This is a genomic window from Type-C symbiont of Plautia stali (genome assembly GCF_059730935.1).
The window spans coordinates 520,398-538,178 of the sequence record NZ_AP035923.1; the positions used below are offsets into that span (position 1 = coordinate 520,398).

14 protein-coding genes are annotated in these 17,781 nt (G+C 59.3%); 10 read left to right on the forward strand and 4 right to left on the reverse strand.

The window, feature by feature from the left end; translation table 11 throughout:
• Positions 1-40: 40 nt before the first annotated feature.
• The 3 genes from idnD to AC6I7J_RS02510 all read left to right on the forward strand — a co-directional run bounded on the left by idnD (position 41) and on the right by AC6I7J_RS02510 (position 3,245).
• Complete coding sequence (gene idnD / locus AC6I7J_RS02500; protein WP_498006669.1) at positions 41-1,072, forward strand: L-idonate 5-dehydrogenase; 1,032 nt, start codon at positions 41-43, stop codon at positions 1,070-1,072.
• Positions 1,073-1,081: 9 nt separating this feature from the next.
• The gene (idnO, locus tag AC6I7J_RS02505) at positions 1,082-1,846 is read left to right on the forward strand and encodes a gluconate 5-dehydrogenase (RefSeq protein ID WP_498006671.1); all 765 of its coding nucleotides are present in this window, start codon (positions 1,082-1,084) and stop codon (positions 1,844-1,846) included.
• A 79-nt stretch (positions 1,847-1,925) separates the two neighbouring features.
• The gene (locus AC6I7J_RS02510) at positions 1,926-3,245 is read left to right on the forward strand and encodes a gluconate:H+ symporter (RefSeq protein WP_058771315.1); all 1,320 of its coding nucleotides are present in this window, start codon (positions 1,926-1,928) and stop codon (positions 3,243-3,245) included.
• Between the two features lie 31 nt (positions 3,246-3,276).
• Here the strand turns inward: AC6I7J_RS02510 and AC6I7J_RS02515 are convergent, their stop codons facing one another.
• Positions 3,277-3,987 (reverse strand): purine nucleoside phosphorylase YfiH/LACC1 family protein, encoded by a 711-nt coding sequence (locus AC6I7J_RS02515; protein ID WP_166720117.1) that lies wholly within the window; start codon positions 3,985-3,987, stop codon positions 3,277-3,279.
• A 109-nt stretch (positions 3,988-4,096) separates the two neighbouring features.
• Between AC6I7J_RS02515 and AC6I7J_RS02520 the strand changes: the two genes are divergently transcribed.
• The 4 genes from AC6I7J_RS02520 to AC6I7J_RS02535 all read left to right on the forward strand — a co-directional run bounded on the left by AC6I7J_RS02520 (position 4,097) and on the right by AC6I7J_RS02535 (position 9,317).
• Positions 4,097-4,906 (forward strand): 5'-nucleotidase, lipoprotein e(P4) family, encoded by an 810-nt coding sequence (locus AC6I7J_RS02520; protein ID WP_058771313.1) that lies wholly within the window; start codon positions 4,097-4,099, stop codon positions 4,904-4,906.
• 580 nt (positions 4,907-5,486) lie between these two features.
• The gene (locus tag AC6I7J_RS02525) at positions 5,487-6,128 is read left to right on the forward strand and encodes a carbonic anhydrase (RefSeq protein WP_166712184.1); all 642 of its coding nucleotides are present in this window, start codon (positions 5,487-5,489) and stop codon (positions 6,126-6,128) included.
• 2 nt (positions 6,129-6,130) lie between these two features.
• Positions 6,131-7,600 (forward strand): SulP family inorganic anion transporter, encoded by a 1,470-nt coding sequence (locus AC6I7J_RS02530; RefSeq protein WP_104188445.1) that lies wholly within the window; start codon positions 6,131-6,133, stop codon positions 7,598-7,600.
• A 292-nt stretch (positions 7,601-7,892) separates the two neighbouring features.
• Complete coding sequence (locus AC6I7J_RS02535; RefSeq protein ID WP_058776404.1) at positions 7,893-9,317, forward strand: GGDEF domain-containing protein; 1,425 nt, start codon at positions 7,893-7,895, stop codon at positions 9,315-9,317.
• A 16-nt stretch (positions 9,318-9,333) separates the two neighbouring features.
• On the opposite strand, the gene ddlA is transcribed toward AC6I7J_RS02535, so the two are convergent.
• On the reverse strand, positions 9,334-10,428 hold the full coding sequence (gene ddlA / locus AC6I7J_RS02540) for a D-alanine--D-alanine ligase (protein WP_498006674.1): 1,095 nt from the start codon (positions 10,426-10,428) through the stop codon (positions 9,334-9,336).
• A gap of 269 nt (positions 10,429-10,697) precedes the next feature.
• On the opposite strand from ddlA, the gene AC6I7J_RS02545 reads away from it, so the two are divergent.
• The 3 genes from AC6I7J_RS02545 to AC6I7J_RS02555 are packed head-to-tail and all read left to right on the forward strand — an operon-like array spanning position 10,698 to position 16,086.
• On the forward strand, positions 10,698-13,010 hold the full coding sequence (locus AC6I7J_RS02545) for a type I secretion system permease/ATPase (protein ID WP_021509682.1): 2,313 nt from the start codon (positions 10,698-10,700) through the stop codon (positions 13,008-13,010).
• Complete coding sequence (locus AC6I7J_RS02550) at positions 13,007-14,245, forward strand: HlyD family type I secretion periplasmic adaptor subunit (protein WP_498006676.1); 1,239 nt, start codon at positions 13,007-13,009, stop codon at positions 14,243-14,245. The genes AC6I7J_RS02545 and AC6I7J_RS02550 overlap by 4 nt, the downstream gene beginning before the upstream one ends.
• A gap of 5 nt (positions 14,246-14,250) precedes the next feature.
• Complete coding sequence (locus tag AC6I7J_RS02555; protein ID WP_498006678.1) at positions 14,251-16,086, forward strand: TolC family protein; 1,836 nt, start codon at positions 14,251-14,253, stop codon at positions 16,084-16,086.
• On the opposite strand, the gene AC6I7J_RS02560 is transcribed toward AC6I7J_RS02555, so the two are convergent.
• A complete protein-coding gene (locus AC6I7J_RS02560; RefSeq protein WP_498006680.1) occupies positions 16,083-17,228 on the reverse strand; it encodes an MFS transporter in 1,146 nt (381 codons plus the stop codon). The two genes, AC6I7J_RS02555 and AC6I7J_RS02560, sit on opposite strands and share 4 nt — an antisense overlap.
• Positions 17,225-17,758, reverse strand: coding sequence for a TetR/AcrR family transcriptional regulator (locus tag AC6I7J_RS02565; RefSeq protein ID WP_498006682.1), 534 nt, complete (start codon positions 17,756-17,758; stop codon positions 17,225-17,227). The genes AC6I7J_RS02560 and AC6I7J_RS02565 overlap by 4 nt, the downstream gene beginning before the upstream one ends.
• Positions 17,759-17,781: the final 23 nt, after the last annotated feature.

Genomic DNA, 17,781 nt, shown 5'->3' on the forward strand with positions numbered 1-17,781 from the left:
CTGTGATAGCCCCCATTGCTACAGCACTGAAGGGGCTACGATGAACATTGAAACGCAATCCTGCGTCATTACCGGCAAAAAACAGGTCAGCGTCGCACAGCAACAGGTGCTGTGGGACGGCACCGGCACGCTGGTGCGCATCACGCGCGGCGGCATCTGCGGGTCCGATCTGCACTACTATCAGGAAGGTAAAGTCGGCAGCTTCGAGGTGAAGATGCCGATGATCCTCGGCCATGAAGTGATCGGCTACGTGGTGGAGAGCGACGATCCGCAGCTCCAGCCCAACCAGAAAGTGGCGGTCAATCCCTCAAAGCCGTGCGGCAGCTGTAAATACTGCCTGCGCGAGCAGCAAAATCAGTGCACCTCAATGCGCTTTTTCGGCAGCGCCATGTATCTGCCACACGTGGATGGCGGCTTCACGCAATACAAGGTGGTCGATAGCGCGCAGTGCGTGCCGTTTCCACAGGAGGCCGATGACAGCGTAATGGTGTTTGCTGAACCGCTGGCCGTGTGCATCCACGCCACGCAGCAGGCGGGCGATCTGAGCGGCAAAACCGTGTTCATTTCCGGCGTCGGGCCGATTGGCTGTCTGATTGCCGCCGCTGCCAAAGCCCGCGGAGCTGCCGAGATTATTTGCAGCGATATCAGCGAACGCTCGCTTAGCCTGGCGCAGCAGATGGGCGCGACCGGGGTGATCCACGCTGCTGACGGTGATTTCACGCCTTACCTTGCAGATAAAGGCTTCTTCGATGCCGCTTTCGAGGCTTCCGGCCATCCGTCTTCGCTGCAGCGCTGTCTCGACGTGGTATGCGCCAAAGGCACGCTGGTGCAGGTTGGCATGGGCGGCACCATTCCGGATTTCCCGCTGATGACGCTGATCGCCAAAGAGATCAATCTGGTCGGTTCTTTCCGTTTCACCCACGAGTTCAATACGGCGGTTGACTGGCTGGCACGCGGCGTGGTCAATCCGCTGCCGCTGTTCAGCGGAGAATATGACTTACAGGATATCGACGCGGCACTGCAGTTTGCCGGTGATAAAACCCGGGCGGCGAAAGTCCAGCTAACGTTTTAAGGAGTCAGTATGAGTCAGTTATTTTCCCTGGCGGACAAGCGCGTGCTGCTCACCGGTTCGGCGCGCGGCATCGGTTTTCTGCTGGCGCGCGGTCTGGCGGAGGCGGGTGCGGAAGTGATCATCAACGCCACCACCGAGGGCGGCGCAGAGCAGGGCGCGGCGAAACTGCGCGAGCTGGGTTATCTCGCGCGGGCGAAGGCCTTTGACGTCACGCAGTCGGCGCAGGTTCAGCAGGCGGTGGAGGAGATTGAAAGTCAGTGGGGCGCGATTGATATCCTGGTGAACAATGCCGGCATTCAGCGCCGCCGGCCGTTTCTCGAGTTTCCCGAGCAGGACTGGAACGACGTGATTGCCGTCAACCAGACAGCGGTGTTTCTGGTGTCACAAACCGTGGCGAAAAGAATGGTGCAGCGTCAGCGCGGAAAAATCATCAACATCGGCTCGATGCAGAGCGAACTGGGGCGCGACACCATCACGCCGTATGCCGCCTCCAAGGGCGCGGTCACCATGCTGACGCGCGGCATGTGCGTGGAGCTGGCGCGCCACAATATTCAGGTTAACGCCATTGCGCCGGGCTATTTCGTCACCGAGATGACCCAGACGCTGGCTGACGATCCGGCCTTCACCGGCTGGCTGACCAAACGTACGCCGGCTGCGCGCTGGGGCAAGCCGGAAGAGCTGATTGGCGCGGCGGTGTTCCTGGCGTCGGGCGCATCTGATTTCGTCAATGGCCATCTGCTGTTTGTTGATGGCGGTATGCGCGTCGCCGTGTAATGCCGTGGCGCGGCTGGCGTAATTGCCGGCGCGCGCCTAAACCTTAAACACCCCTCTGTCTTCCTAAGGATAATAAAAAATGCCAATAACCATAATTGTGCTGGGTGTGATACTGCTGCTGGTTCTGATGATTGTCTTCAAGGTCAACGGCTTCATTGCGCTGGTGTTTGTCTCGGCGGTGGTAGGTATCGCCGAAGGCATGACGCCGCTCAATGTGATGGCCTCGATTCAGAAAGGTATTGGTTCCACGCTCGGCGGCCTGGCGATGATCCTCGGCTTTGGTGCCATGCTCGGGCGGCTGGTGTCCGATACCGGCGCTGCCCAGCGGGTGGCCACCACGCTGATTGCCGCGTTCGGTAAACAGCGGCTGCAGTGGGCGCTGGTGGTCACCGGACTGATCGTCGGTCTGGCGATGTTCTATGAAGTCGGTTTTGTGCTGTTGCTGCCGCTGGTGTTCACCATCGTTGCGGCAGCCGGACTGCCGCTGCTGTACGTCGGCGTGCCGATGGTGGCAGCGCTGTCGGTCACACACTGCTTCCTGCCGCCGCATCCCGGCCCAACCGCCATTGCCACCATCTTTGGTGCCAATCTCGGCACCACGCTGCTGTACGGCTTAATCATTACCATCCCGACGGTGATCATTGCCGGCCCGATCTTCTCAAAATTCCTCAAAAGCTTCGAAAAGTCGCCGCCGGAAGGGCTGTATAACCCTAAAATTTTCACCGAAGAGGAGATGCCGGGCTTCTTTATCAGCATCTTTGCTGCAGTGATTCCGGTAGTGCTGATGGCGATTGCGGCAGTCTGCGAACTGACGATGCCGAAAGAGAATGCGCTGCGCCAGTTCTTTGAATTTATCGGCAACCCGGCGGTGGCGCTGTTTATCGCCGTGGTAATTGCGGTGTTCACCCTCGGTCTGCGTAACGGGCGCAAAATGGAGCAGGTGATGGATATGTGTGGCGATTCGATTGCCGCCATCGCCATGATCGTCTTTATCATTGCCGGCGGCGGCGCCTTTAAGCAGGTGCTGGTGGATAGCGGTGTCGGTAATTACATCGCCGATCTGATGAAAGGATCGTCGCTGTCACCGCTGCTGATGTGCTGGACGGTGGCGGCAATGCTGCGCATCGCGCTGGGATCGGCCACCGTCGCAGCGATCACCACCGCCGGCATCGTAACGCCGATCATTGCCGCTACCCATACCGATCCGGCGCTGATGGTGCTGGCGGTTGGTTCAGGCAGCGTGATCGCCTCGCACGTGAACGATCCGGGTTTCTGGCTGTTCAAAGGCTATTTCAACCTGAGCGTGGTGGAAACCCTGAAAACCTGGACGGTAATGGAAACGCTGATCTCCATCCTCGGCCTCGCCGGTGTGCTGGCGCTCAACGCCATCATTCACTAAGGCCCGCGCTTCACAGGGAGGTGAAGCGTGCTTACGCGCGGCGGCGAATCCACGAGAAACGTGACTGATAGCCGCTGTCAAAATGGGTGTTATAGCGATAGCTCGAACCCGCCTCCGCCATGCAATAAGTACATACCGCCACGCGATCAATCTGCGCCGCCGGAATGCCGCGCTGTAACAACAGGTCCTGCGCCAGTTGAGGCAAATCAAACCATACTCCCTGATGATGCGCCTGTGCCTGAGGTCGGATTGCCTGCGGATTATGCGGCTGTTGCTGTGACCAGCTTAGCGCCGGCAGGTCCGGGCGCTGCTGCATCTGTGCGATGCGATCGACGCCCAGCTCATAGCAGCACGGGCCGATCGCCGGACCGATCGCCACCAGCAGGGATGCCGGCGTTGCGCCACCCGCCAGCAGTTGATCGAGGGCACTGCTCAGCACGCCGCCGAGCGTACCCTGCAAGCCGGCATGTACCGCCGCCACCTGATGCGTTTTCACATCGGCAAACAGCACCGGCAAACAGTCAGCGGTGTAAACCGCAACCGGCTGATGATCGTCACTGATCACTCCATCGGATTCACAACTTTTCGGCGGCCGGTTTTGTCCGGCCAGCACCACTTTTGCGCTGTGCCGCTGCTGTCCGTACGCCGCAGCGGCCGGTGCCGGCTGACCGGCAGGCTGAAAGGCATACTCCAGCCAGCGTTGACTCTCCAGCAGCGCCGAGCGCGGCCCGCGATTATCCATAAGTGTCTCCTGTGACCTGACCCCGGTTTTCCTCTGCCCACAGCTTACGTTAACTGCTACATTTTTAAAGCTTTACAAAAACTGACCATAATCACTTAAGGACGACATGATGAAAAACACCTCCTGGCTGGCCGCGGCAGGCCTGATTGCCCTGACGCTCACCGGCTGTGCCCAACCGCAAAAACAGCAGGCTCAGCAGCAACTTGGTCAGCAGTCGGTGCTGGCAGTCAACTGGTTCCAGCAGTCTGGCGAGTATCAGGCGCTGAGCTGGCAGGCGTTCAACACGGCACGCATGGCGTTTGATAACGCTCCTTCGCTCACCGGCAAACCCAAAGCGGTGATTGTAGATCTGGATGAAACCATGATCGATAACAGCGCCTACAGCGCGTGGCAGGCAAAAAATGGCCAGCCGTTCTCCGGTAAAACCTGGTCAGCGTGGACGCAGGCGCGTCAGGCGACCGCGGTGCCCGGTGCCGTCGAATTTGCCAACTACGTGAATAGCCACGGCGGCACCATGTTCTATGTCTCTAACCGCGATCAGAAAGACTACGCGGCCACGGTCGATAACCTCAACAAGCTGGGCTTCAGCGGTGTAAGCGACAAAACGGTGCGTCTCAGTACCGGCAACTCCAATAAACAGGCGCGTTTCGACGCAATTAAAAATGCCGGCTACAACGTGGTGCTGTATATCGGCGATAACCTGAATGACTTCGGCGGTGCCACCTGGCATCAGGGCAACGCGCAGCGCCAGCAGTTTGTCACGCTCAACCATCAGCGTTTTGGCACCCAGTTCATTGTGCTGCCAAATCCACTGTACGGCGACTGGGAGAGCGGCATGGCTGAAAACTACAATAAGTTAACCCCGGAACAGCAGCTGCAGGTGCGTGAATCCCGCATGAAAGCCTGGAACGGTAAATAATTCGTCAAGCGAAATAGCGCCTGTCCTGGCGGGCGCTTATCGCAGGCGGTCAGCGCCAGTGATATTTACGTTTCTTTGTAATTATTATTCTGCTTATCATTTTCCCGATCTCTTACTTAATCCTTCCGCCGCCTTCAGTGAAATATCATCGCAAATAACGTTAAAACCAGCGGATAACACTATTCATAAATTTAGTAATTAGGATTTTTCTCAGCGAGCAAAGCGTAATCCACCATACCAGCATAAAGACGCAAAAGTTTTACGTGTATATATTTGTCAGTGCATCCGAAATGCGTTTTAAAAAATCATATTAATAGACTGATTATATTTATTTTTAATGAAATTCCTGCTGATTGCGTCACTTGCATTAACTTACTTTGTCATGACATTTGCTGACACTTATTTTACATAAGGTCGCTTCTTCTGCCGGGCTGAAATATTCATGGTGCAAATCAATTCATAAGCGTCTATAACCAATTTCTGTGAGAAAGCGCCGTATTCACCTGCCACAGAACGCTAAAACCGTGCTGCGCCATGCATTTATTTGCCCGGAAGCGCTATTTGCGGATACAGAGAGAAGATAATTGTGACGACCCTTAAACCCTTATTAGCGAAAAATCGCAGTTGGGCACTCCAGCGCCGCGAGCGTAATCCCGATTACTTTGAACAATATCTGCATCAGCAGAAACCCCACTCCCTGTGGATTGGCTGTTCCGACAGTCGCGTACCGGCAGAAGTGCTGACCGGCTCGCATCCGGGCGAGCTATTCGTGCACCGCAACATCGCCAATATGGTGCTACCGGACGATGACAACTTTCTCAGCGTGCTGCAGTACGCGATTTTTTATCTCGGCGTCGAGCGCATTGTGCTGTGCGGCCACTACGGTTGCGGCGGCGTGCAGGCGGCGCTGGGTCTGCCTGCCAGCCCGTTAGCGCAGGAGGATTCGGCGCTCGCCAGGCGCATTGCCGCGCTGCGCCGCGCGTTGCAGCAGGGATTAGTGGCCTATCACGCCAGTCCCGCGCAGGAAGAGGAGAGCAGTAAGCTTAACCAGCTGGTTGAAGCCAATGTCATCGCCCAGTTTAGCCAGCTGGTGCGCTGCGAGCCGGTGCAACAGGCCTGGCAGGCCGGACAGCAGCTGGATGTATTTGGCTGCGTTTATGACCTGCAGTCCGGCCATCTGAAAGAGTTAATACAGCAATCGTCAGAGGAACCCTCATCATGAATCTGCAAACGCTTCGTCAGGATATTCCTGCTGGTCTGGTGGTGTTTCTGGTGGCGCTGCCACTGTGTCTGGGCATCGCGCAGGCCAGCGGTCTGCCGCCCTTTGCCGGTCTGCTCACCGGGGTGATCGGCGGTCTGCTGGTTACCGCGCTCAGTCCCTCGCGCTTTGCCGTGAGCGGCCCGGCGGCGGGGCTGGTGACCATTGTTGTGGCCTCAATCCAGACGCTCGGCAGCTTTTCCGCGTTTCTCACTGCGCTGATTCTGGCTGGCGTGCTGCAGTGCATGCTCGGCCTGCTGCGCGCCGGTCGTTTTATCTCGCTGGTGCCGGGCAGTGTCATCAAAGGGATGCTGGCGGCCATTGGCCTGCTGTTGATTATGCAGCAGATTCCGGTAGCGCTGGGCGCCGCGAGCGATGCCGGTCTGCAGTCGCTGGTCAGCGGGGAGTTTGCGTTTTCGCTCAGCGCGATGCTGGTGGCCGGTAGCGGGCTGCTGATTCTGTGGCTGTGGACCACGCCCGCGATCAAAGCGGTTAAAGCGCTGAGCTGGATCCCCGGCCCGCTGGTGGCGGTGCTGTTTGGCTGCCTCGCCACGGTGTTAGGCGATCGCCTGTTTCCCAGCCTCGGCGAAGGCCTGCCGCGTATCGTACTGCCGGCGTTTGACAGTATGTCGGCGCTGGTGGCGGAGCTGGAAACTCCTGACTGGCTGGCGTGGCAGAATCCGTCGGTGTGGGTGGTAGCGATTACGCTGGCGCTGGTGGCCAGCCTTGAAACGCTGCTCAGCCAGGAGGCGCTGAAAAAACTGCGTCCGCAGCACCCGGCGCCGTCACCGAATAAAGAGATGTTCGCGCAGGGCATCGGTAACCTGACCGCCGGCTTGCTCGGGGCGATGCCCATTACCGCGGTGATTGTGCGCAGTTCGGTCAACGTCAGCGTGGGTGCCCAAACCAAACTGTCGATTCTGCTGCACGGCGTGCTGCTGCTGATTTGTGGCTTGTGGTTCAGCGCTCTGCTTAACGCGATTCCGCTCGCCAGCCTGGCGGCGGTGCTGCTGTATACCGGCTATAAGCTGGCAACGCCGCGCCTGTTCGTCGAACAGATTCGCATGGGCGCGCAGCAGTACGTGCCGTTTCTTGCCACCATCGGCGGTATCATTGTGTTTGGCATGCTGGCCGGGATTGGTATCGGTATCGCGACGCAGATTCTGTGCAGCATCTACCAAAGCCATCGCAACGCGCTGCAACTTACCCGCTATGACGACCATTACGTGCTGCGCTTTCAGCAAAACCTGACCTTTATGCACAACCCGAAGTTGCAGGGGCTGCTGGCGGAGATCCCGGAAAATAGCGTGGTGATTGTCGATCACGATAACGCCGAGTATATGGATCCGGACGTGAAAGCGGTGCTGCAGGATTTCGGGGATAGCGCCGGTGAGCGCGGCATCCGGCTGAGCCAGTGGCCGGTGGCGGTGAAATAACGTTCCCGCGCGCAGTCATGCAGTTTTTTTCGCCAGAATCGGATATCCCGGATATCCGATTTTTTTATTTATACGGCATAATTGCCGCTCACTGCGCCTGCCTGTTTCACATGCTGCCGGCGGGGCTGGTAGCTCGTCTCTGGCTTTCATGGCAGAGTGAGCGCCGCTCAGTCGCAGAGCAGGGCGACGAATACCGGGTTAATTAGCGAATTATCGCACGGATTTTTCAGGTTAAATGATTGCTGATGCCAGCGACGGATGGCAGCGATTTCAGGTTACAGGGTTCAGACGTATGCGCGTTAAGCTGTTTGAAGAGAATAATGTTAAAAAGAATGCTCTTTCGCTGTGTCTTATTACGCTGTTCTTCTGCTTTATTGGCAGCCACCTGCGTATTCCCGAAGAGTTTTCCCTGTTCTGGCCGGTGAATGCCCTCATCGCCGGTTTAATGGTGCGCAACCCGTTTTTACACACCACCTCCAGTTATCTGGTGTGTTTTGCCGCCATGATTTTCAACGATACGGTTTTTTCCGGCTGGGCACTGCCAGCGGTGACGATTAATTTTGCCAATATCCTGTTTATTCTGGTGTCAGTCAGCATGCTGATTAAGCATCTGCAATCGCCAACTGCAAACAGCCAGGTGTTCAACGCCATGCGCATCTTTCCGGCGTGCCTGCTCGGTGCAGCAGCCTGCGCCACCTGGGGTGCGTGGGCGCAGGATATCGACTTCAACGCGCGCTTTGTGGTGGCGTGGGCCGACTGGTTCAGCGAGCAGTTCTCCACCTCGCTGATGCTGCTGCCGGTGATGCTGACGCGTCCGCTGCGCAGCGTGCCGCTGCGGACGCTGGTGCACCCGGCCAGGCTGCTGCCGCTGCTCGCCGTGGCGCTGTCGCTCACGGTGGGGGCGCTGATTGGTGGCGCGGGCAGTCTGACCTTCCCGGTACCGGCGCTGATCTGGTGTGCCATTGTTCTGCCGATTCCGATCACCAGCCTGGTGATTCTGTTCACCGGCATCACCGAGATCGTGCTGGTCTCGCACGGCGTGATGAATATTCAGGGCGATGATTCGCTGCTGCCCATCAGCCATCTCACTTCTGCACGGCTGGGCGTGGCCACCGTGGCGCTCAGCCCGCTGCTGGTGGCGGTGAGCATGGACGCCATTCGCCAGCTTAACCATCGCCTGGCATTGCGCGCCAATTACGATTTCCTCACCCAGCTACTGTCGCGCTCCGGCCTGTATGAAAACCTGCGCCAGCAGCCGTTTTCCCTGCAGCGTGAAGCCGGCGTGATTATGCTGGATGTCGACTACTTCAAAGCCATTAATGACAATTTCGGCCATGATGCCGGCGATGGCGTGCTGGAGGAGATTGCGCGCCGTATTCAGCACGTGGTCGGCAGTCGCGGCCTGGTGTGCCGCTTTGGCGGCGAAGAGTTCGTGGTGGTGGTATTTGATTACACCCACAGCCAGCTGTTTCAGCTGGCCGAAGTGATTCGTCAGGCAATGGTGAAAGAGAAGTTCTGGATTCAGGGCAACACCGTGACCGTGACGGTCAGCCTCGGCCTGGCGCGCGGCGGTGCGGTTAACGAACGTGAATGGCCGGGGGTAATCAACCGGCTGGTGTCAGCGGCTGATAAACACCTTTACGTTGCCAAGCGCAACGGCCGCAATCAGACCTCACCGGCAATCGCGCCGCGCAGCATGGCGCATGACGTGGCCTGAGCCACGCCATCGCAGGTTACACGCTGCTTTTCAGCTGGCTGGATTGCTGATGCCGCTGCTGCGCCAGCTCAATCAGGCGGGTAATCAGATCGCTGTAGCTCAGGCCGGCCGCCTGCCACAGTTTGGGATACATGCTGATGTTGGTGAAGCCGGGTAAAGTATTCACTTCGTTGACAATAATGTCGCCCGTTTCGGTGAGGAACACATCGACGCGCGCCATGCCAAAGCACTCCAGCGCCTGGAACGCGGTAATCGCTACAGCCCGAATGGCCTCGCTGGCTTCCGCACTGATGTCAGCCGGGACCACCACCTGCGCGCCGCTCTCGCTGATATATTTGGTGTCATACGAGTAGAAGGCGTCGTGCACCACAATTTCACCGCACGGGCTGGCTTCTGGCGCCTCGTTACCCAGCACCGCGCACTCAATCTCACGGCCGCTGATGCCCTGTTCAATCAGCACCTTGCGGTCAAAGCGGAACGCCAGATCCAGCGCTGCGTCGAATTCGTCCGGCTGCGTCACTTTGCTCACCCCAACGGATGATCCCTGATTGGCTGGCTTGATAAACAGCGGCAGGCCAAAGCGCGCGATCACCGCCTGCACATCCAGCGTCGCGCGCTGCGTCTGGGTGACGCTTAGCCACGGCGCCACTTTCAGGCCGGCATCGCGCAGCAGGCGTTTGGTGAAATCTTTGTCCATGCTGACCGCGGAACCCAGCACATCCGACCCGACAAACGGCAGATTGGCCATGCGCAGCAGTCCCTGCAGCGAGCCATCTTCGCCCAGCGTGCCGTGCACAATCGGGAAGATGACATCCAGCTGCGACAGCGGCTGCGCCTGCTGCCGCGTAATCAGCTGTTCCGCGCGGCTGCCGGGCACCAGCGCCACGTTTTCACCGGAGCGGTTCAGGGCAATCAGCGCCGGATTGTCGGCGTTGAGCAGAAAGCCTGAAGCGTCATTGAGATGCCACTCGCCCTGTTTGTCGATCCCCAGCAGCACCACGTCGTATTTGTTTTTATCGATCGCCTCAAGAATATTTCTGGCCGACTGTAACGACACTTCATGTTCGGCCGACTTGCCGCCAAATACGATACCTACCCGCTGTTTTGCCATTGCTCTTTGTCCGGTTGCAGTAAAGCGAGCAGCTAAGATAACACGCCCAGGACAGCGCTCAACAGCGCCGCGATTATTCTGCAATCGATCGGTCGCCAGACCGCATTCAATCGGGCTTTCTCCGCTTTATTCACAAATATTCTCCACCGTTTGAGACAAGTCTTGGACGGCCTGAAAGCTGCCTTCTGTCAGAATTTTCCCAATTCAAAGAAAAGTCTGCGGTGGACGATGCGTCCACCGTTTTTTGTCAGGTTTACAGGAGTCGGGAAATGATGGACCAGAAGCAGAATGCCGTGGAGCAGGATGCGCGTTCTGTTGCTCGTATCGAAACCACCGTGGATGACACGCTGTTAAAAAGCGTGGCGTGGATTTGCAAACACTACAAACGCGAGAAGAGTGAAGAGGCGCTGGTCGCCGGCCTGCCAAAAGCGACGCTGCTGTCGCCGTCACAGGCGATGACCGCCCTGGAGAACGCTGGCATTACCGGCGGCATGGTCGAACGCCGCCTGCAGGATCTGCCGGAGCAATTGATGCCGATGATTCTGCTGCGGCAGAACGGCGGCGGCTGCATTGTGCTGTCGCGGCGCATTCACACCAATGAGGAGAATCAGCGCGAGCTGCGTTTCCAGCTGATCATGCCGGAGGTGAGTGATAAAGCGGTGGAGATGAGCCTGGCGGAGCTCAACGAGATTTACGCCGGCTTTGCGGTGATGGCGAAACCGGCGGCGGTACTGGATGAGCGCGCCAGTGAAATGCTGCCGGAGGTCAAAGGTCACTGGCTGTTCAGCACCCTGTGGCGCTACCGCCGTTACTACCGCAGCGCCGCCATTGCCGCCGTGCTGATCAACGTACTGGCACTCTCCAGCATCTTCTTCACCATGAACGTCTACGATCGCGTGGTGCCGAACCAGGCGTTTGTTACGCTGTGGTCGCTGGCGATTGGCGTCACCATCGCCATGATCTTCGAAGCCATTACCCGCTTTGTGCGGGCACATCTGCTGGACATGGCGGGCAAAAAGGCCGACCTGGTGCTGGGCAGCATGCTGTTCCGTCAGGCGTTGTCGATCCAGATGGAGCACAAACCGGCCTCATCAGGCACTTTCGCCAACCAGATCCGTGAATACGAATCGGTGCGCGATTTTGTTGCCTCGGCGACGCTGGCGGCGATTTCGGATCTGCCGTTTATCCTGATGTTCGTCGGCGTGATCTTCTTTATCAGCGGTCCGCTGGCGATTATTCCGTTGATGATGATCCCGCTGATCATCATCGTCAGCGCCGCGATTCAGTGGCCGCTGGCGCGCATCATGAAGGAGAACCTGCGCGATGCGTCGCTGAAACAGGGCGTGCTGATTGAGTCGGTTGAAGGCATGGAAACGCTGAAAGCCGTGGGTGGTGAGGCGCATATGCAGCGCCGCTGGGAGAACTTCAGCGCGCTGCAGTCGGCTAACTCAATGAAGTCAAAACGCTATTCGACGCTGGCAACCGGCGTGGTGACCTTTCTGCAGCAGTTTCAGACCGTGATGCTGGTGGTGGCCGGGGTTTATCTGATCAACGCCGGCACCTTCACCATGGGTGCGATGATCGCCACCGTGATGCTGGCCAGCCGCGCCACCGGCCCGCTGGGTCAGGTGATTGGTCTGGCGGTGCGTTATCAGCAGGCCAAAGCGGCGCTGACCTCGCTGAATAAGCTGATGGAGATGCCGGTCGATCGCGACAGCAGCAAAACCTACCTGACCGATCCGCCGCTGACCGGCGAGATCTCGCTGAGCAATGTCAGCTTCTCCTATCCGGCACCGCCGATGAAGCCCAATCCGGAAATCCTCAAAGACATCTCGCTGACCATCAAGGCCGGTGAGCGCGTGGCGATTCTTGGCCGCATCGGCAGCGGTAAATCGACGCTGTTACGCGTGATGGCGCGTCTGTATCAGCCGGTGAAAGGGCAGATTTCCGCTGACGGACTCGATGTTAACCAGATCGATCCGGCCGACTGGCGCAAAGCGGTGGGCTTCGTCAGCCAGGATGCGCGCCTGTTCTACGGCACGCTGCGCGAGAACGTGATGATTGGCCGGCCGGATGCCACCGCGAATGAACTGCTGCGCGTGCTGAATCTGACCGGTCTCGATCACGTGGCGGCGCGCCATCCGAGCGGCATCAACCTGTCGGTCGGTGAGGGCGGTGAAGGGCTGTCGGGCGGTCAGCGTCAGTTAGTGTCGCTGGCGCGAACTCTGCTGACGCGGCCTAAAGTGCTGCTGATGGATGAACCGACCAGCGCCATGGACAGCATGACCGAAAGCCAGTTCCTCGCCCATCTGCGTCGCGCCAGCGAAGGCCACACGCTGATCGTCGTGACGCATCGTCCGTCAATTCTGGCGCTGGTCGACCGCATCATCGTGGTTGAGGAAGGAAAAATTGTCGCGGATGGCCCGAAAGAGCAGGTGCTGGCCGCGCTGGAAGGTAAAGGTAAAACCCGCCAGCCGCCGCGTCAGGCGGTAGAGCAGGCGGCGCGCGCACCTGCGCCGGCTAACGATGCTTCGGCAACGTCAGAGCCCGCCGTCGCCGCGGCAGAGGAGGCCGCAGTATGATCAAGTTAATGCCATGGCGCAGCCGCAGCAAAAATCTCTCCGCTGCGGATGCCGAATTCATGAATGACGTGCAGGCTTCTCTGCTGTCGCAAACCACGCCGGGATCGAAACTGGTGATGTGGATCATCATCGCGGTGATTGGCATCGGTCTCACCTGGGCAAACTATGCGCGGGTAGAGGAGATCACCAAAGGCGACGGAAAAGTGATTTCCCGCAGCCGCGAGCAGGTGATTCAGAGTCTGGAAGGTGGCATTCTCGCCGAAATGAACGTGCGTGAAGGCACGGTGGTCAACCGGGGCGACGTCCTGCTGAAAATCGATCCGACGCGTGCGCAATCAAGCTATCGTGAGGCGCTGAGCAGGGTGATTGGCCTGAAGGGCAGCATTGCGCGTCTGCGTGCCGAAGCCTACGCGCAGCCGCTGACGTTTGACGAGCAAGTGCAGAGCGATCCCGCCGTGGTTGCGCAGGAGACCAAAGCCTATGAATCACGCAAGCGCGCGCTGAACGACAGCATTAACTCACTGCAGCGCAGCTATGCCCTGTCGATGCGTGAAATTCGCCTGGCGGAGCCGCTGGCGGCGAAAGGATTACTGTCTGAGGTTGAACTGCTGCGCATGCAGCGCCAGGCGAACGACATCCAGGCGCAGATTGTCGAGCGGCGTAACCGTTACCAGTCTGATGCCAACACCGAACTGGCGCGGCTGGAGCTGGAGCTCAGCCAGGTAAGCGAAAACCTGATTGGCCGCGCGGACGTGGTCGAGCGCACCACCATTACCGCACCGGTGCGCGGCACGGTGAAAAACGTGCGCGTCAACACCATCGGCGGCGTCATTCAGCCCGGTGAGCACATCCTGGAAATCGTGCCGCTGGAAGAGCAACTGCTGGTGGAGGGGAAAATCCGTCCTTCTGATGTCGCCTTCCTGCGTCCGGGGCTGCCGGCCAAAGTGAAAATCACCGCCTACGACTTCGCCATCTACGGTGGACTGGATGGCCATGTGGAATACATCAGTCCGGATACGCTGAAAGACGATCAGAAAGCCGCTTCCGGCCGCCCGGATGACACTTACCGCGTGTTGATCCTCACCGATAAAAGCACGCTGCACGCAGGCAATAAAGATCTGCCGATCATTCCCGGCATGGTGGCCACGGTGGAAATCCGCACCGGCGAGAAAACCATCCTTGATTACCTGCTGAAGCCGGTACTTAAGGCGAAAGAAGCCTTCCGCGAGCGTTAATAACCATGAAAAATAATAATATGCACCGTCGCGCAGCGGCGCGGCGCCTCTCTTTGCTTGCCGGTTGCATTACGGTCATGATGGCTCCGGCCATCAGCGTAATGGCCGATTCGACCAGTGAACTGATGATGTTTGCCGAGATGAGCGGACATCGCCCGGCCGCCCCCGCTGCGGCACCGGTACGCAGCGTGCCGGTACAGCGCGTGCCCGTTGCGCCAGCCCAGCGCTTTGCAACCGCGCCGGCACCGCAACCGATGTTTACGCAACCTCAGGCCGCGCCGGTTGCACCACCGGTCGCCGCGCCACGCGCTCAGCCGGCACCAGCGCCAGCAGCGCCAATTGCACCACCGCCGGTGCAGCCGCTGCAGGGCGGCGGTTTTCTGACGGAGGAGCAGCGCCAGCCGGAACCAAAGCAGACGAATCCGCTGCTGAAATCGGTACGCACTTTCAACCCGCAGCAGCCTGCGCCGGTGCCAGTGCCGGTGAATGAAGCAGAAGTAAAAGCACAGAGCGAGTTCAGTTATGTCAGTCCGCCAGTAGCGGAAACCAGAATCACCGCCGCCGATGCCGCCGTGGCGCGTTCACCGGTCAGCCTGAGCGGCGCGGTGGATGAAACCGTGGCTGAATCCGAGCTGCGGCAGAAATTCCTCTCGGCCGCGCGCATCACCTGGCGCATCAGTCCGGCACTGAAATCATCCGTGGCGCAGACCGATGCCGCCGCTGCCAGCGTGGATGAGGCGAAAGGGCAGCGCTGGCCGCAGCTGGATGTCAGCGCCAGTTCGGCGACCAAAGAGTTTGGTGGCGGGGTAAAAAGCGACGGTAGTCAGAGCAACGTGCCGGCGCTCGGCGTGTCGATGGCGACCAACCTGATTGATTTCGGTCAGACCAGCCGCACCATCGAGAGCCGCGAAGAGCGCGTGACCTCGGCGCAGCAGGCGGCGCAGGCGCAGCGTGAAGAGCTGGCGATGCAGGTCAGCAACGCGCTGATTGAGTGGAACAAGCAGCAGCGGATCATTGCCATCAGCCAGCAGTACGTGGCGCGCATGACCGAACTGACCACCATGCTGAGCGGCATTGTGCAGTCAGATACCGGTCGTCGCAGCGAACTGACGCAGGCCAAAGGCCGATTGCTGCAGGCGCAGAGTTATCTGGAGAATGCCGAGTCGCGCGCGCGCGATGTCGAAATCACGCTGAACCGCCTGATGGGCAATAGTCGCGTGACGCTGCCAGCCAGCGATCGCTGGGCGATGAATTTTGGCGATCTCAATCGTCAGCTGGCCAGCCTGGATTATCATCCGCTGATCCTGCGCGCCAATGCGGAAACACGAGCGGGGTTTAAAGAAGCGGAGGCGATTAAAGCTTCCGGCCTGCCAAAACTCAACTGGACGGTAACCAAAAGCACGCGTGAGGATCAGCTCGGTCGCCAGCAGGCGTGGCAAACCGGAATCAACGTTAGCTGGGGCCTGTTCCGCGGTGGTTCAACCAACGCGCAGGAGATTGCGGCGATTAAACGCGCCGAAGCCAGCCGTCAGCAGGTACAGGAGCAGCGACGTGATCTGGAAAATCGCGTGCGCGCTGCCAGCCAGGATGCGCACTCCATGGCCGATCGCGCCGCGCTGTATAAAAGTTTAATTGTCGAGTCTGACCGCATCCGCAAAGACTTTTTCGATCAGTGGTATCACCTCGGACGCCGCTCGCTGCTGGATGTTCTGAGCGCCGAGAGCGATCTGTATAACAACCAGGTAAGCGAAGTGAGCAATCGCTTTGACAGCTACGCGGCGATCATTCGCGGCTACTCCAGCGCTGGCATCCTCAGCCGCTGGCTCACCACCGGACGTTAAGCGTCAGCGCGCTGTGGCGGGTTAGCCGGTATCAGAAACAGCAGCGCAACCGGGATGGCAGCGAACGGCAACAGGGCTGTGGCGGCGCTGCTGCTGTAGATCTGCGCAAAGAGTATCGCCCCGACAATTTGCCCAATCGCCAGCGTCAGAAACGCCGCCGCCACGCCAGAGGCCGCATTCTGTGGCGTGGCGGCGGCACCCGCAACCAGCAGAATACCCGACAGCGTGACGTATCCCGCGCCGCACAGCGCCGCCGCCGGTACCAGCCAGTAGCTAAAGTGGGTGAGCGCCGCCAGCAACAGCAGTGGTGCGGCCATCGCCAGCTGCGCCAGCCAGTACACCTGACGCATACCGATGCAGCGTGCCAGCGGGCCGGTCAGCGCGCCGAGAATGCCGGCCGCGCCGCTAACCAGCCACAGCATACTGGCGTGGCGTTCGTTCAGGTGGCTGTGCTGGCGTAACACATCCGGTCCAAAACACCACCACGCCGCGCTGGCGACACCGCTAAGGAAAGCGATGATGATCACCCGCTGCAGCGCGCGGTTGTGCAACCGATCGCGCCAGCCAACCGGCGATCCCGGTGGATCGGCACGCCCGGCGGGCAGGCAATAGCGTGCCAGCAGCAGGCTGATTAACGTCAGCACGGCAAAACAGCAGCAGGCTGCGCGCCAGCCGCCGGGCACCAGCATGAAAATGGGCACTGACACAATAATGCCCGCGCCGGTGCCAGCGTTAATGAGCGTGTTAGCGGCGGTTTGTCGCGACGCGTCAATTTGCCGGCTCACGGCACTGGCGAGCGCCGGTGAAGCCAGTCCGGCACCGAGACCAGCGATAAACAGCCCACCGGCAATCAGCCATGCGCTGCTGGCAGCGGCCAGCAGCAGTAAGCCGAGCATGGCCGTCAGCGCTGCCAGCATGGCGGTGTTGCGCACGCCCCAGCGCGCCAGCAGCAGCGTGGCAGCGGGCGTGGCCAGGCAGTAAGCCAGATAGCTACAGGCGGCCAGCATACCAGAGGCGCGCGGGCTGAAGCTGATCTGTTGCGCCACCTGCGGCATCATCATTCCCCACGCAAAACGCGCCAGCCCGTAGGTCACGGCGATCAGCATAAAGCCGCTTAGCGTCAGGCGGAGTGAGGGTTTCATGATGCATTCACCATCAGTTGCTCAGCCGCCAGACGCGCAGTGACCGCGGCCTGCGGACCGTCAATCAATCCGGCCATAATCGCCCCTTCAAACAGTATCCAGATAGCATCGGCCAGCGCTGACGGCGAATTCCTGTGCGAGTGCGCCAGGCAGGCACGGATATAGCCGCGCTGCCAGTAACGATAATCCAGCGCCTGCGCCGCCAGCTCAGCATCCTGCTCCGCATACTCACCGTACGCTTTGGCAAAAAAGCAGCCGAGCGATCCTTCCGCCTGCATCCACTGTTCCAGCACCGAAAACAGCTGGCTGATAGCTGCCGGATCGTCTGGCTGTGACAACAAATCGGCAAAGCGCTGCCGACGCGCGGTCATCACCGCGGCAGTTAACCGCTCGCGCGACGGAAAGTGCTGATAGAGCGTACGCGTGGAGACCTTCGCCTCACGGCAAATGTAATCGGTGCTGGTGGCATGAAAACCGTTGTTGTAGAACAGCCGCTCGGCAGCGTTCAGGATGTGTTGTTTTTTACGCATACCCTAAAAAGTAAACCGATCGT

Excerpts from the sequence above, each read along its gene's own strand:
- idnD (WP_498006669.1), top strand. The coding sequence starts at position 41 with ATGAACATTGAAACGCAATCCTGCGTCATTACCGGCAAAAAACAGGTC.
- idnO (WP_498006671.1), top strand. The coding sequence starts at position 1,082 with ATGAGTCAGTTATTTTCCCTGGCGGACAAGCGCGTGCTGCTCACCGGT.
- AC6I7J_RS02510 (WP_058771315.1), top strand. The coding sequence starts at position 1,926 with ATGCCAATAACCATAATTGTGCTGGGTGTGATACTGCTGCTGGTTCTG.
- AC6I7J_RS02515 (WP_166720117.1), bottom strand. The coding sequence starts at position 3,987 with ATGGATAATCGCGGGCCGCGCTCGGCGCTGCTGGAGAGTCAACGCTGG.
- AC6I7J_RS02520 (WP_058771313.1), top strand. The coding sequence starts at position 4,097 with ATGAAAAACACCTCCTGGCTGGCCGCGGCAGGCCTGATTGCCCTGACG.
- AC6I7J_RS02535 (WP_058776404.1), top strand. The coding sequence starts at position 7,893 with ATGCGCGTTAAGCTGTTTGAAGAGAATAATGTTAAAAAGAATGCTCTT.
- ddlA (WP_498006674.1), bottom strand. The coding sequence starts at position 10,428 with ATGGCAAAACAGCGGGTAGGTATCGTATTTGGCGGCAAGTCGGCCGAA.
- AC6I7J_RS02545 (WP_021509682.1), top strand. The coding sequence starts at position 10,698 with ATGATGGACCAGAAGCAGAATGCCGTGGAGCAGGATGCGCGTTCTGTT.
- AC6I7J_RS02550 (WP_498006676.1), top strand. The coding sequence starts at position 13,007 with ATGATCAAGTTAATGCCATGGCGCAGCCGCAGCAAAAATCTCTCCGCT.
- AC6I7J_RS02555 (WP_498006678.1), top strand. The coding sequence starts at position 14,251 with ATGAAAAATAATAATATGCACCGTCGCGCAGCGGCGCGGCGCCTCTCT.
- AC6I7J_RS02560 (WP_498006680.1), bottom strand. The coding sequence starts at position 17,228 with ATGAAACCCTCACTCCGCCTGACGCTAAGCGGCTTTATGCTGATCGCC.
- AC6I7J_RS02565 (WP_498006682.1), bottom strand. The coding sequence starts at position 17,758 with ATGCGTAAAAAACAACACATCCTGAACGCTGCCGAGCGGCTGTTCTAC.